The sequence below is a fragment of the Hungatella hominis genome (assembly GCF_014288005.1).
Taxonomy (GTDB): Bacteria; Bacillota; Clostridia; order Lachnospirales; family Lachnospiraceae; genus Hungatella; species Hungatella effluvii.
In genome coordinates this window covers 149312-163993 of record NZ_JACOPB010000014.1, presented here as the reverse complement: position 1 = coordinate 163993, position 14682 = coordinate 149312, and the positions used below count along the sequence as shown (strand labels likewise).

At 48.1% G+C, this 14682-nt stretch carries 19 protein-coding genes and 1 pseudogene; all 20 read right to left on the bottom strand.

Features of this window, described 5'->3' with window-relative positions; translation table 11 throughout:
* Positions 1–465, bottom strand: a pseudogene (locus H8S75_RS24045) (hypothetical protein); the annotation flags it as partial.
* 16 nt (positions 466–481) lie between these two features.
* Positions 482–1231 (bottom strand): hypothetical protein, encoded by a 750-nt coding sequence (locus tag H8S75_RS24040; protein WP_187023708.1) that lies wholly within the window; start codon positions 1229–1231, stop codon positions 482–484.
* Between the two features lie 6 nt (positions 1232–1237).
* The gene (locus tag H8S75_RS33145; RefSeq protein ID WP_187023707.1) at positions 1238–2053 is read right to left on the bottom strand and encodes a collagen-like protein; all 816 of its coding nucleotides are present in this window, start codon (positions 2051–2053) and stop codon (positions 1238–1240) included.
* An 11-nt stretch (positions 2054–2064) separates the two neighbouring features.
* On the bottom strand, positions 2065–2391 hold the full coding sequence (locus H8S75_RS24030; protein WP_187023706.1) for a hypothetical protein: 327 nt from the start codon (positions 2389–2391) through the stop codon (positions 2065–2067).
* Positions 2392–2405: 14 nt separating this feature from the next.
* Positions 2406–3032, bottom strand: a complete 627-nt coding sequence (locus tag H8S75_RS32835; RefSeq protein WP_187023705.1) for a baseplate wedge 1 family protein — start codon at positions 3030–3032, stop codon at positions 2406–2408.
* The gene (locus H8S75_RS24020; RefSeq protein ID WP_187023704.1) at positions 3029–4183 is read right to left on the bottom strand and encodes a baseplate J/gp47 family protein; all 1155 of its coding nucleotides are present in this window, start codon (positions 4181–4183) and stop codon (positions 3029–3031) included. The genes H8S75_RS32835 and H8S75_RS24020 overlap by 4 nt, the downstream gene beginning before the upstream one ends.
* Positions 4184–4186: 3 nt before the next feature.
* Positions 4187–4531: a contractile injection system sheath initiator gene (locus tag H8S75_RS24015; RefSeq protein WP_187023703.1), complete on the bottom strand. Its 345-nt coding sequence runs from the start codon at positions 4529–4531 to the stop codon at positions 4187–4189.
* A gap of 11 nt (positions 4532–4542) precedes the next feature.
* On the bottom strand, positions 4543–4902 hold the full coding sequence (locus tag H8S75_RS24010) for a hypothetical protein (protein WP_187023702.1): 360 nt from the start codon (positions 4900–4902) through the stop codon (positions 4543–4545).
* 1 nt (position 4903) lies between these two features.
* Entirely contained in the window at positions 4904–6049 is a 1146-nt protein-coding gene (locus H8S75_RS24005; protein WP_187023701.1) for a phage protein, read from the bottom strand.
* Positions 6050–6053: 4 nt separating this feature from the next.
* A complete protein-coding gene (locus H8S75_RS24000; protein WP_187023700.1) occupies positions 6054–6371 on the bottom strand; it encodes a phage baseplate plug family protein in 318 nt (105 codons plus the stop codon).
* A 10-nt stretch (positions 6372–6381) separates the two neighbouring features.
* A complete protein-coding gene (locus H8S75_RS32830) occupies positions 6382–6960 on the bottom strand; it encodes a LysM peptidoglycan-binding domain-containing protein (RefSeq protein ID WP_243270431.1) in 579 nt (192 codons plus the stop codon).
* A 1-nt stretch (position 6961) separates the two neighbouring features.
* Complete coding sequence (locus H8S75_RS23990; RefSeq protein ID WP_187023699.1) at positions 6962–10072, bottom strand: phage tail tape measure protein; 3111 nt, start codon at positions 10070–10072, stop codon at positions 6962–6964.
* 152 nt (positions 10073–10224) lie between these two features.
* Positions 10225–10533 (bottom strand): hypothetical protein, encoded by a 309-nt coding sequence (locus H8S75_RS23985; protein WP_187023698.1) that lies wholly within the window; start codon positions 10531–10533, stop codon positions 10225–10227.
* Between the two features lie 50 nt (positions 10534–10583).
* Entirely contained in the window at positions 10584–10979 is a 396-nt protein-coding gene (locus tag H8S75_RS23980) for a phage structural protein (protein ID WP_187023697.1), read from the bottom strand.
* A gap of 13 nt (positions 10980–10992) precedes the next feature.
* The gene (locus H8S75_RS23975) at positions 10993–11985 is read right to left on the bottom strand and encodes a DUF3383 family protein (protein WP_187023696.1); all 993 of its coding nucleotides are present in this window, start codon (positions 11983–11985) and stop codon (positions 10993–10995) included.
* Positions 11986–11992: 7 nt separating this feature from the next.
* Entirely contained in the window at positions 11993–12457 is a 465-nt protein-coding gene (locus H8S75_RS23970) for a phage neck terminator protein (RefSeq protein ID WP_187023695.1), read from the bottom strand.
* Positions 12435–12809, bottom strand: a complete 375-nt coding sequence (locus H8S75_RS23965) for a hypothetical protein (protein WP_187023694.1) — start codon at positions 12807–12809, stop codon at positions 12435–12437. The genes H8S75_RS23970 and H8S75_RS23965 overlap by 23 nt, the downstream gene beginning before the upstream one ends.
* Positions 12806–13303 carry a hypothetical protein gene (locus tag H8S75_RS23960; protein ID WP_187023693.1) on the bottom strand — a complete coding sequence of 166 codons (498 nt, stop codon included), beginning with the start codon at positions 13301–13303 and terminating at the stop codon, positions 12806–12808. Before H8S75_RS23960 ends, H8S75_RS23965 begins: the two co-directional genes overlap by 4 nt.
* On the bottom strand, positions 13303–13650 hold the full coding sequence (locus H8S75_RS23955; RefSeq protein WP_187023692.1) for a hypothetical protein: 348 nt from the start codon (positions 13648–13650) through the stop codon (positions 13303–13305). The genes H8S75_RS23960 and H8S75_RS23955 overlap by 1 nt, the downstream gene beginning before the upstream one ends.
* A complete protein-coding gene (locus H8S75_RS23950) occupies positions 13631–14674 on the bottom strand; it encodes a coat protein (RefSeq protein WP_187023691.1) in 1044 nt (347 codons plus the stop codon). Before H8S75_RS23950 ends, H8S75_RS23955 begins: the two co-directional genes overlap by 20 nt.
* Between the last annotated feature and the right edge of the window lie 8 nt (positions 14675–14682).

Here is a 14682-nt window from a genome sequence, read left to right as displayed (position 1 = left end):
GGCACCGTATTTAATGCCAGGACAAGATATATCATAATAATCAGATCCAGTACCAGTAATTGAGGTATGTACCGTCTTTGGCAGTGTGTTGATATCAGCCTTACCAGCTAAATCACTATTTAACTGAGTATACAGATCCATCAGCTCCTTGCCCTGAGCGGCCGAGAGCGGCAATTTGGCATTATTGGTCACGCAATTGTTTACGATCTGGCCGATAAAGCAGGCACCGGTTGCCGCGTTCCGGATATCCTCAAAAAATTTTTTGACCTTGCCGAAACCTACTTTTACAGTGTCATTAGCGGCTGGCACTGGATAACTGGCCGTAGAGGCCGTGAAGGCGGACACCTTCGTATTTGCAATGTCTCCGCCAGAAGCCGATACCTTTTTATCCGTTTCAGTTCTGGCCGTCTTATCTTTTACATCATAAGTTACGCCGTTTAAAGCAATCTGAGATATATCACTCATAAATTATATTCCCCTTTCAAATTCTTAATGGTATGGTAAGTATCTCGCCTGATACTGCAATGTCTCCGCCTCCCGGAAGATTAAGAAGTTCACCTGCTACAGTGATTGACGCATATTTCTCCAAACTCTGTTTAACTTCTTCAATTTCATTCCACTTTGCTTTTTCGGTATCCGTAGTAAAACGATGCGTAGCATCCTGAGTAACCTGAGACGCTGCATGATTATGTGTTGAGGGCGCAAAAGTACTCGGTTTGCCAGTTATCTCAGTCCACCCGTAGGAAGGTTTCGCCGCAGCTTTCGCCCACGCTGATACATCGGAAGCTGGCATAGAGGCTGGTTTGTTTTTGATATAGGCATCTGACGCCGTATCTGTCGTGGACCAGTCCGGTTGTACATTCACTTCGGCGCCGGCAGCAATCCCTGCCAGTTTGTCTAACATGGCCTGTGTTACCTTATCAATCACGCTCTTGTTACTGTGGGTATGCTTTTTACTGTTTGCATCGTCCCAGTTCGTCCGCTCTGCTGACGTTATATGTTTTACTGCGTCGCTCACATGGGTATAAGCTGCGCTCCAGTGATCCAGTAGGGTCTGTGTAATTTTATCAATTACTGTTTTATTGCTGTGGGTGTGTTTCTTATCATCTAGGTCTTTAATTACCTGTTCTGCTTTTTTACCATCAGACAAAAAAACAACATCAGCTGTCGTATGTGGATAATGGATATTACCGCTTTCGTCTTCAATCTGTACTTTATAAATTTCTGCCATCCCTCATCACCCCACTACTTTGAAGAATATTTTCCGCTGGACAGCGCTTGCATATGCAGTCCCCACTCGTATTGTATCTCCAGGATCTCCCTTATCTCCCTTTGCACCAGTTGCTCCTTTTGGCCCTTGAACACCCGTAGCTCCAGTATCACCTTTTGGCCCTTGAGGACCTGTAGCTCCGGAGTCACCTTTATCACCTTTGGGTCCCTGGGTCCCTGTCGCACCTGTATCGCCTTTTGGGCCTTTAAAGGATCCCTTATATACCCATTTAGCAACAGAAGCGGCTCCCGCAACGGTGCACTGATACACATTGCCGGCAGAAGATCCAGAAGTGTTAAAATATAAATCGTTTACCATAGCTGCAGTAACGCCTGAACCAGAGAATATAGTAGCTGTTGTGCTGGTTCCTGTGATGCCGGATCCAGCATATGCCTGAGAACCTTTCTGCCCCGCGGCTCCAGCATCTCCTTTATCTCCCTTATCTCCTTTTGCTCCTGCCGCACCAGTGGCTCCCTTCGGAATCGCGAAATTAAATATTGCTGCATTAGCAGTCCCTGCATTTGTCACTGCAGCATTCGATCCGGCGGCTCCGGTTGTAACAGTTCCAACTGCAATTGTAGCCGCGGCGCCAGCAGCACCCGTTGTTCCTTTTGCTCCGGTATCTCCTTTATCACCCTTTAATTTTCCAGCATTTAATTTTTGCTGAAATGTTTCACCATCAGCAAATGTGACACAATCCGCTGATGTCATCACGTCCACGTCACCGATCAGGGCATCGTTCTCATCATAAAGCTGCACTCTTACTTTCTGTAAATCCGCCATAATACTCCTCCTTATAAAATTTTAAGCCCCATATTGGGACTTACTTTAACACTATCCACTGTTGTTACAGCCTGTTTATCTGTTACTCTGAAATAGAAGGTATTCGGTGTTCGCTCGGCTACGGGTATATCCTTCTCAGTAATTACAATTACCTTTTTATTATCCAGGTCTGTAGCCTTCCCTTGTAATTCCTTCAAACACTCGTATACCCGATTGAAAAACCAGTTAAAATACGCGGCGGGCGGCTTGTACCCGGCCTGGAATCCTTCCGTTTTCAGCTGTTCCTGCGGCTCTACGCCAACGCTCTTCCATTCCGGAGGACTAATTTTAAATATCATGCACGAACTCCTTTCTAAATTGGTAAAATAGGAATCTTATCATCTTCACCGAGAAGCAGACCAAAATATCCGCCTATTGTCTGTTTCAGATCTGCAAATCCCGCTGTCTCGTCATATTCTTGATCCAGTTTAGCAAACTCAAAGGTCCCTTCAAAATTATCAGCATCTAACGTTATACAGATTGGAAGAAGCGTCTCAATCATCTGCACTGCCTGACGGCTTGAGAAACCCGCATTTACCAATACCGAAATCGGAAATTTTGTCAGTTTTACCACACAGGGACAGTCCTCCTCTTCCAGTTCCAGATCGTCGAGGGTGATATCCCCCTGACGACTCCCAAACATCAGAACCAGCGCATTCATAATTGACTGGTAGTCTCCCTGCACAACATTTCTACCGATCCGGGTAAGCAGCATATACCGGTACTGTTCGTCAGTTAAAAGGCCGCGGCGCTGCTCCAGCATTTCACCATACAGATCCAGTGTTTTACCTGTGGCAAGATTTAAATCAAGAGTGTTCCTTACAGCTTCTATATCCGCCAGTAATATCTCCGCTGTCGCCTGGTTTAATTCTAACAGCTTGTAATTATTTCCGTTCTGATCCTTCCGATAGCAGTCCGGCAGCCGTTCTACATTTTTCACGTAACCACCTCAATCTCAATATGATCCCCGCAAATTCTGGCAATCTCATAATCTTCAATCGGTATGTTCCCAGAAGCATACTCCATTCCATCGTCTGATATCGCAAGGCTTTGTACATTGACCACGCCATGTACCTCATGTATATATCCGTACAGGCTGGAGACATACACTGATTCCCCGTTTGCCAGATTGTTGATATACTCCATCAGGTTGTCTTTAATCTGACTCGTCCCATCGGATTCAAAATACTGGTTTGTTAAAACTTTAGCCTTCAAACGAATATCTTTCTTAATTGTCCTCGAAAAACGCACAGTGTGAGACTTATTCCCTTCATCCAATACCTGTACTTCTACCGCTCCTACACTCTTAATACCTAGCGGTTTTTTATTAAATATTGCCTCTCCAACCAGCTGATCCTGACTTTCTGGTGCCAGTACATAACACTCAAAACTGTGTGCCGGCCTGCCGCTTACAACGCCTTCCGTATCATTTTCAATAATGGATACGCCATCAACCAGCGGTACACGGGATATCGCACCGCGCAGGGCGTCAATTGTCGCACTTCCAGATCCGGCTACTGATTGATTGAACCGCAGCCTTAAAGCAGTATCTGTTTCTTTATCCTGACCATAGGCAGTTATCTCCAACAGTTCGACATCCTCAATATCTGCGCTGGGATTTACAATTGTGAGTTCTGTACCGACCGATAGATTCCCCGCGGTTCCGGTTTCCTCACAATTTAGGCAGGCGATTGTCGTACCATCTACTCCGATTGCATAATCCTGATCCGCATAGAATTTCAGATCACTGCCGGAAACCTGAAATGCTGCCGGAATTATTGCACCCGTATTTCCATGGAAACGTACTTTAATCTTTGCGGCTGTGGCCGGATCCCGCGTCACTCCTGCAAAAGTACACAGCCGGTCAAGATTCTGGCCTCTGGCGCTGTTAGGAAATCTTGCATAGTAGATATCTTCAAGCAGTTCATAACACTGGGCCAGATCGTAAACATTGATTCGGATATATTTTCCCAGGACAGATTGTTCACTGATATCAATATCCTCGCCCCACAGCTGCTTCGCTCGGTTGATCTGCGCGCTTAGAAGATCATCGTATGTAGGACGCTTAAACCCGTTTTCAGTCAGTACCATCTTTTACACCTCCATCTTTGTTGTCACAGATCCGTTAGGGCCTGATACGTTAAAAATAATCTTTAACGTCCGGCCTTCTGTTGTGATATCGCAACGGGTCATTTCCAGTGACTTATCCACTTGAGCGATTGCAATTCGCACATAGTCCCGGATCATTGCCGTGTTTGGATTCTTTCTTAAAACCTTTTGAACCGGGATCCCTTCTTTTGGATCCAGCCACCACTCCCCGCGATTCGTACTCAGCACCTGGCGGATCTTCTGGATCAGCAGCTCCATATCACAGGCAAGCTCTATGTCATTTCTTTCAATGATCACATCCCCGTATTCATCAACAGCAAATCCTTTCACGCTGCCACCTCCTATAAGATTCCTACCACCACTGCCCCGGCAAGCGAATGATGGCCGGGAACTGGCGCCGCAAAAGCCCCGTTTCTTGTCTCAGTAATATCTCTGTCTGCACACACACAATAGACGGTATCGCCCGCCTGTATCCGCCGGACCGCAGCGGGAGAAAGACTGGTGAACTTCACGGCGCTGTCCAGTACCGGGCAATTCGGAATCACTGCCTGCTTCTGTGGCTGGCCTCCTATGGCCTGAACCATGTTAAGGGGCTGAACCGTGGCAAGATTCCCACTGACGCTGATTACTTTCCCGCAGAATCCAGTGTGGAGCTGCAGGAGTGCCTGTTCGATCATTTCATTAAATACAGTTCCTTTCATGTTATCCCACCTTTGCACCAAGTTTTCTCAGCAATTCTAAATTCTGCGCAGCCGTCCCGCTGTATCCGGCAATTCCCAGCTTTTCAGCCAGCGTTTTCCGATAAGCATAAGAACTGTCTGCTCCCGCGGATTTAAGACCATCTACAATCGACACACCACCGTATCCGGACAGATCCGGCAGGCCCTCCGCCTTCTGCTCTGTTTCGGAAGCTGGCGGTGCCGGCGGACACTCGACCGCTTTAACCTTTGTCAGAAAATTAGTCCCGTCATAGGTATGGTTTCCTTCTCTCACCCGGTAGGATCCTGAAATATTCTTTGAATTTACCTTTATCAGACTTGCCGTTGTGACCCTGTGTTGTAAGAGCATGGTAATCTCATATCCATGGACAGTATCCGTGAAATCCTCTGTGGTGCTCTCCTCCTCAAACTCCGACAGTTCCAACAGGCCGCTATCAGCTGACAACGTAAAATCCAGACCATCGCCATCTATAATCGGGCGCACATAGATCTGGCCTTTACAGATATAGGCCGATACTCCGCAGACCTTTGCATATTTCCGGATATTCTCCATCAGACCGCCATCAACAGTGGCCTTGTCTTTGTACACATAGTCCCGTTTTAACGTAAACACGGCTACTGGAAGACCGACCATGTTCACCAGATCCTGAAGGATCCGGCTGGCCGGGGTTCCCTTCGCGTAAGAGATACTTTTTATTTCCTTTTCTTTTCTCTCGTTACTGTCTAAGGCATGAATCTCTGTCACCCTGTCCACACCGGAATAATACGTTTTAGGCTTTGAGATATACCCGCTGAATATAATGCCTGTATCGCTTCCGTATCCCGCTGTTACCGTGATCTTTTCGCCAGTCTTGATATTCTGTACCGTCGTATCAGACAGGTTGTATACTATGATCTCCGCTTCGTCCGCTTCTGTATCATCATCAAACGGGATATCAAATTCACAGTCCAGTTCCTCACTGCTGATTGTTACATCACCAGTCTGAATGATTATGGTATGTCCATATAATCCACTCTGATCAGCACCTTCCGTATTCAGGGATATTTCCCCTTCCAGTCTCCGGACCACTTCTATAATCCTGGAGTTTCGTCCGGATCCGGATCCTTCCAATGCAAAACTATTCCTCATATACTCACTTCCCGTTGTCAATTGTCAAAAATACAGTTTCACCAAAATTCTCCCATGTTACAGACTGTTCCTGTCCGGATTCATCATATGGGACGATATCCGGCATCGGAAATACGCCGCTCTCATACACATCACGAAAGAGCGACACTCCATAAACTACCGGTTCTGCATGGCAAAGCAGTTTTCCATCCCGGTACAGGGACACAGTAAAAAGGTCCGCCTGCTTATTGTAGGCAAACCTCATGTTAAATTTTTCTTTACCCAGGGCAATATTGAATCCATATGGAATCAGCTCTTTTTTTACGATAATCCGGTCTCTCATTCCTGCCTCCTTATGGTATCACCAGGACCTGTCCTGTTCTGATCTGATCCGCATCAGACAATTTGTCGCGGTTTGCATCAAATATTTTAGGAAACAGGCTTGCGTTACCGTAATATGATTTTGCGATCTTAGAAAGCGTATCCCCAGACTTTACCGTGTGAGTCCTGGCCGGCGGCGTTTCGGCAGCCGGCACCGGCGCTTCCTCTACCTGCTGGGTTCCGTTATTTCCGCTCCCCTCACTGTAGGGACTTGCTGCAATCCGGATCTCTTTGAGTTCCATCGTGAAACGGCAGCCGCCGCGGATTTCACTTACGTGGCTTGTCGCAAATTTTGAAATCACCACGTCTGACACCAGGTTGACCCCGATATACTCCACCAGTTCGCCGCTCTTCTGCAAGTTTTCAATTTCCGCAATATCGTCTTCGTAACTGCTTCCCACAATTTCGCCGGACAGGCTCAGGAGCAGAGGAGACCGGCGGATATTATCCGTCAGTTCAATCCCCTCCTCCACCGGGTGGGTGCTGGCCGTGATCTCTCTGGAAACGTCTTCGTTTTCTACAAATACATAGATATCATTGATTAGCGCCATCTCACACCTCCTGCAGCCGCGGATTGGTCCGGCCCATGCTCTCATAGGATTCTTTTAAGGCTTCCTTCACCCAGCGCTTTACCTTACGCTCATTGCTGTCGCTGGCACTGGCTCCGTTCAGCGTCAGATTGAATACCGGATTCCAATTATTTACCTGGCTGGTGCTGCCGCTGTCCGCCGCCTGACTTATCTCCGGACTATAACGGCTTTTGTATGGGGCAATATTATGGGCAGCCACATCGCCCACAGTCCGGGCCGTACTCTTTACTTTCCCGCCCACGCTCTCCATACCTTTCACAAGCCCCAGGCCTGTATATTCTCCGGTTTCTTCCGTCACCCCTGATGGGCTGTGAATATCCAGTGAACCGTTCAGGCTTTTCGATATACCGGTTCCAATACTTCCAGCAGTAGCATTTAATGTCGGCTGCATCTTTAACATACCATCGTTAAGTCCGGACATAATATTCTGACCAGAGCCGTATAAGTCGGTATTGTCGATCTCTGTTGTAATTCCCTTTGATGCCATTTCTGCGGAAGCTTCTGCCAGTGAGGTATTTTCTTTCATACCTTCGGCCAGACCTTTAACTGCTTCAGCTCCGCTGTCTTTATTTTTGCTGAACAATCCCTTAATCCCGTTCATCAGGCCGCTTCCGACGCCCTTCACGATGTCAATTCCAAGTGCCAGCCAGTCTGTTTCCATGATTGTATCTTTAATTGCCCCAACCAGACGTGGAATCGCGGCGATCAGTTTCGGGACCGCTTGAATCAACCCTCCCGCCAAAGCAGCTACAATCTGCACTGCCCCTTGCACAATAGCCGGTAGGTTTGTAATGATCCCAGTCAGCAGTCCTTCCACGAGGTTCAGCGCGCCATCAATGACAAGATTGATATTATTTACTAATCCGGTAACCAGTCCAGTGACCAGCGATACCGCAGCGTCTATAATCAACGGGATATTTGATAAAATCCCCGTAGCCAGCGCCAGTACCAGGTTGACTGCGCCATTAATGATCTGATCTACACTATCAAGCAGACCCAGCACTATATTCTGAATCAGGCTGACTCCTGTACTAACCAGCATGGGAGCCGCCTGCAAAAGACCGGTAATCAGGCTGTCAAGAATCGCAAGCCCTGACTGAATCAGTAGAGGGATATTCTTCAATAACCCATCAGACAGATTCTGTACAGCAGTAAGACCCTCTGGAATAATCCGGGGCAGTTCTGACGCCAGTCCCTCCAGTAAAATACCAATTAACTCAATACCCGTGTTTGCAAGTTTTGGGGCTATTCTTAAAATTCCTTTTCCAAGCCCCAGTACAACATTCAGTATACTGTCTGTGATCTGGTCCTCATTTTCCACAATGCCGTCTACCAGCGATTCAATAATCTCCACTCCGGTATCTACAATATCCGGCAGATACCCGGCTACAGTAGTGAGTACGTTGGTAAGTGTTGAACCAATCTGAGTAGTAAGACCTGACATTCCACCTTTTGAGAATGCTTCGTAGAGTTCCTGCCCGGATCCGGCAAACAGCCCAGTAAGTTCAGCTACCGGCCCTTCATTTGCCTGGTAGAGACCGATTCCTAAATTTTTAAAGCTGTTAATGCCTTTTGTTACGGAGTTCTGAGCAGTGTCTGCCATCGTATTATAGGCATCATCAAGAGCTGTGGTATTTGTTGCCATCTCAGCCAGCGTATCATTCATCAACTGGCTACCCTGATCCGATGTCAGTGTCAGGACTGTATTCAGCGCTTCAACAGATCCGAACAGCTGAGCCATGGTATCCATGTTACCGCCGGTTGCTGTCTTGACATCGTCGAGGAAACCTGCAAGTCCCTTACTCTGGAGAGCTGACGTTGAGAAGTTCAGCCCCAGCTTCTTTGCAACCTTCGCGGCTTCTGACGATGGCTTAATTACGTTTGACAGTGCTGCCTTGATACCGGTCATGGCTTCACTGGTTCCGATACCATTTGCAGTCAGGGAAGCAACGCCTGCAAGCAGCTGATCCACGCCCACGCCAGCAGCGTTTGCTGTTGGTGCGACACCGCCGATACTGGAGGCCAGTTCACCGAATGTCGTCTTACCTTTGTTCTGTGTAATCAGGAATTGGTTTGCCAGACCTTCCGCATCTTTTGTTTCCATGCCGTAGGCATTAAGCGTAGAAGTCAGACCATCAATAGCCGTTGTGGTATCGGTATAGCCACCTTTCGCGGCCTTGACCGCAGTATTTACCAGACCGACAACACCAGCCGTATCAGCACCGGCAGAAAGGGCCTGGTATACTGCCTCATTGAGCCCTGCCGCGTCCTCTCCGGTCGCATTGGATAGTTTTAATACATCAGCGCTTAAATCGGCCATACTGACAGCTGCGGTATCTGCGATCGTGGAAACTTTGGCAAGACTGGTCTCATAGGCTGCGCCGAAATTAAACGCCGCTACCGCACCGACGCTTAAGGCAGTACCGGCCGCTGCAATTCCAACCGCGGCACCTTTTCCCAGTGCCTTCATTCCACTCCAGGCTTTACTTCCCAGGGCTTTGGTTGCACTGGCTGCATAAGAAGCCAGAGACTTCATACCGGATATTGTTGCCTTAAGGCTTACAGCACCGACGTCCTTCAGTTTTCCAAGCAGCTTCCCTGTTCCCGTAACTGCAGTCCCTAATCCAACATTAAATGCATGAGGAAAACCAACTTTTTTTATATAAGCTGTCGCGTCTTTTGCACCTTTCGCAAGGTCTTGAACACCTTTCACCGGTTTCGTAATCGCTCCCGTCAGCTTATCTATGCCTCCGGTCAGTTTCTGTGCACCAATATCCTTCATGGATTTCAGCATACCAGTTAAAGTCACGTCTGCCTTTTGGGCTTCTTTTTGAGTCTCCTTTAACGGTTTGGTCACTTCCTCTGCCGGAGGCGCATGGATTCCATTCCCCATATCAGACAGGGCCTTCCCTGTGATATCTGCCTCTTTTCCCAGCCCTTTAATGCCAGCCTCAGCTTCATCAACAACCCCCAGTTTCATCTTGATGGCTTCAATCCCAGCAGTTAAATCGGCAAACGGATTTTCCGGCACATCAAAGCCAATACTTACTACGTCTTCTCTTAAAACCGCCATGTTATCCGCCTGCCTCTCTACTCTTTTTCAGCTTTTTCAGATATAAATCATAAGCCGCATTTGCTTCCAGGATCTCATCTGGATTCATCTGATAAAATACGGTATTATAATCCATTCCCGCGGCTAAGATCAGCCTCCAGGCATCCCATCTGTCACTTGCCCTTTGCTGTGCTTCCCGCGGTCTCAGCTTCGTTTCGAAACTTGCCCTGCATCACGTCTCTTCCCCAGGAAGTAACAGCGTTGTAATCTTCCAGGCTGTCAAAATCGTCCGCAGTAAGGCCTTTCGGTTCTACGATGATGTGTTCCAGAATGTACTGCCCGTACTTCTCTGCGCTGATTGCTTCGCTTCCTTCCATGTGGGAAGAGTCTGCCGCACGGAGAGCCGCCGAAATACCGGAAAACTGGGCTATATATTTTGTTCCATTGATCTCTTTCTCTACCTGATAAAATTTCTTATTCATTTATGATCTCCTCTCATTAAGAAAGGGCAGCTCCGGCCGCCCCATATTGATTATTCTACTGTATAGTCAAATACCTGAATTTCAAACTCCCGATCTGCCAGTTCTGCCCCCTGCTCTAAGGTCGGAGGTTTCTTCATCATAGCCTGCGTGCCGCCACACTTCTCTCCAATGGACTTGTTAATTACCCAGACATCGAACATTTCCCCCGAACGGGCCAGGCCCATTAAATAGGATTTCTGTGGACTTGTCCCCTGGACTGTAACGGTAATCGTTCCCAGCTTGTTATGGCTCCGGTTCACTACTACATCCCCCTGCGCGCCTACCGCAGTTGTAAAATTATCCTCATCTTTTTCGCAGGACACCATGTCTTCACCGAGACCGGTAATATACACGCCTCCAACGGTGACAACACAATCCTTTGGATCATAATTTCTTGCTGCTGACATTTCTCATCCCTCCTTATATTTCAATTACGCCTGAAATTTGAGCATAATGAATTGCGCCTGCCAGATCAAATGAGAACTTCCCTCCATTATAGGTCCGCTCTGCACGGTCTCCAGCTGGCGTTTCTCCTCTCGTGTCAAACTCCGTACTATAAGCTGGCGTTCCGTCTTCATTCTCGGCGATGATTCCCATTGCATAAGCTTCGGCAAGTACGCCGGTTACCACTCCTTCCAGCTGGCTGATTCCCACATTGTCAAAGCTGAGCTTCGGTGTGGAATTAAGCAACTTCTGGGACTTGTAAGCAATGTTCTTAATCACGTAATCCTTGCTGTCAATAATATCCGTGTACTCGCCGCTGAGCACGGTTCCCTCGCTTGTTACAATATCCCCGGCCTTCTGTACAATGCAGATCCCGCCGGCTGAATGAACCGCATCGATCTGTGCATCTGTCAGCGGATCCGGCGCAATTCCTTTGATGATAATGTTCTTATAGGTGAAGGATCCCACCGTCAGGCTAGCTGTAGCGCCCACCAGCGCGCCCTCCACTCCATCGTCAGATCCAGCATATACAACCGCCATGGTCCGGTCCATCTTACCGATTGCAGCCAGATTAGAGGCATCTGCCACCTTAATGACCAGCATCTTATCCTCGGATGTCTCCACGTAGGCCGCCAGATCCTTTAACGTATCATCGTCCTCGCCAAGGACAGGAATCACCTGACGGAAGTCTTTACCCGCAAGCCCTTTCAAGGTTTCCGTCACCTTTCCTGTTCCTACGCATACCGCAATCTTTGCCGGCCGGTTATTCTGCATGAACAGTTTTAAGCACTGCTTATATACTGGGCTATCCTGGGTATATCCTGCCTCCATAACCTCGTTAAGGCTGCCATACTCCGCGTATTCCTTTGCCGTTGCCCCCATTCCCTGGACAATCAGCGGCACACCAAAGCCGGCGCTGCCGGCTACCTGCTTCTGTGTGATTTTTACGGTCACATCATTCTTAGCCATTTATGATTCACTCCTCTTTTATGTTTACATTGTCAATCGTTTCGATCTCTGGCTCCTGTATCTCATTCATCAGGGCCAGCACTATGTCAAACCCTTTCCGGTACTCATAGGCAACGGTCAGCAGAGTGTCCCTGTTCTGGACAGCGCCGGAACTCCGCACAATAATTCCGTGATCGCCTAATTCCAGACGGCCGGCTTCTTCCAGCCAGTCTCTGGCCTTCAGGGCTATCATCATTGTTTCATCATCATCGTCCCCCTGGACCGTAAGGCTCCATGTCTGGGTTAGCGGCAGGTACCGCGTTCCTTTGCCTGAATACGTTCCCTTCCGGGTCTCAGTGTTCAGGATCGAGAAGGATATATAAGGATAAGACGGAATGGGCGCACCCGCAAGGTTGGATTTTACTACCTCGCAGCCTGTCACTGTCTTTAAGCCTTCGGTGATAATAAGATTAATGCTCTTTTGATCGATCAATTGCGCCCACCCTCTTTAAGTTGTAGTCGTGGAATCCGGCGTACTCGCTGTAGTCGTTTTCAGATTCCACATGGTACTTACTGCCATGGTAAATAATATAGGCGGCCGGCTCCAGCGGGATCTCCGTTTTTGTAATCATCTCCCGGTCCTGCTCCGTGTACGTGCCGCCACTCTGATAGATCTTCCGGTCCTGCATGGGGATTACCGCCCCGCTGATTACTTCCGGCTTCCCAGCAGGATCAGGAACCCAGTTCCCCCCCACATACTTACCGCCGCCAGTCTCCCGGATCAGCTGGCAATCCACACTGTACTTTTTTAGCAGGCGGCTGAAATCAAATAGTAACCCCATCATTCCACCTCATATGTGATAGACTCAATCATGTCTCCGGTATCAACCAGAGGGTTTGTACTCCCCTTCTGCTTTACAGTGAACGGATGTAACGGCGGTGAGTCTAATTGCTGCGCATAGTCTTTTATATCCGACGATAGAATAATTCCTACCATCTTCAGAAATTCATCTGTGCTCAAGCTGCCGTCTAAAACAGATGGAAGTACCTGCTCTGCATCCTTCATGACACTGTCTTTGCTCGTATCAAAACCGTTCCGCAGGAAAGCCCTTTCCGGAATGGTAATATACTCGGTGTCTGCTTTCAGGTGTAGGCCCTGGCTATGCAGATAAGCTCGCATCTTATCAGTTACCTTAATCTTGCAACCATATTCATGAATCCCCGCAAGCCAGGCCTGTTCACCAGATACTCCTACATTAACACGCTTACCATTTAGTTCAGCCACTGCCCGTTCCATCTCCGGAAACTTGTTCTTTTTCGTTGTCCACTTAACTCCCATCAACGCCACCTCCGGATACACGGGATAAATTTCACATCTGGTTTCAGCCAGGTTCTCAGCAGCTGTCTGGCAAGGGCTGCGGTCTGCTTTGCTGTGGAATCCGTTGAGAAGTTCTGGGACATTGGGCCTACGCTTTCACCTGTGACTCCGATGTCCCGGCTGCACATCTCACAGAATTTCACTAAAAAAAGCCTGACCGATGATGGCAGGGCTTTGATAGATTCTATATTTGTGATATCAACATCCAGTGTCGTATTGTCCCGCAGCCATTCCAGACCGGCCTCCACATACAGTTGCATTTCCGTTTCAACAGGAAGCCCAAGACTCTTAAACTCTTCTGCTGTCATAGGCCGTCACCTCTTCTGCTGTAGGCGTGGTGGGATTTGCCTCGATCTTATGCCGCAAACATACAATCGGGATGTTCTTATGATTCTTCTTAAGGGTCCAGTTGGCCGGCTTTACAAGGTCAGCGTTAGAGGCATACTTTTTACCATCTGCCAGTGTAGCGTTTGCATTCCAGGAAATCCCCAGCGGATGCATAACCAGCGCTCTCCTGTTAATCAGGATATTTTCAGCTTTGCGCTTATTCCGGTCGGTCTCCACGCCGATCAGTCCGGCCGGCATTCCATCATTACGTGCGAAGACGCCCTTCCCCAGAAAATAGGTGTCGTATACTCCGCTTCCCGCCGGCATACCATCATCGACCACTACCTGATATCCCAGATAATAGTTGATCTTGATCTGCAGAGTCGCATCATACTCTGTGTCAATCTTCTGCTGTTTCTGCAGCTGTGTATATGTCGCACTGTGCATGAATACAAGCCCCAGTTTATCCGCGGCGTCACCCATCAGCTGTTTTGCACTCAGGGTATTGTCTACTCCGATAATGCACTCTGTTCCCTCTTCTGCGGAAATATCAAGGACATGGTTCTTCAGGGCGCCTTTTGACGGATCCAGGATCCCCTTTAAGATAGACAGCATAACTGCCTGTTCTCTGGTTATCCACCAGTCAGAAGCCAGATCCGCGATTGCTGCCAGTGGATCCGATCCGCCAAATACGCGGGACAAATCCGTGTCACCCCAGGCTCTCTGTCTGATTAACAGGGTAGCAATCTCGTTATCCGTGGAGATCTTATCAACCTCAATCTCTTCCTCGCCAAATACCTCATCTTCACCGGTCAGCGGTTTATAATAAGGCATCGTAATCAGATTTCCACCTTTAGGTGTTCCATTGATCACCTGGGATACCGTTGGGTCCGCCATGGTAATTCCGCTTCTTACCAGCATGGATTTTTCTGTGGTTCTGGTGATAATATACTCTGCAAATTTACTCGGTACAATCTGCATATCTGCAATTGTTGTAATAGCCATCGTTTATT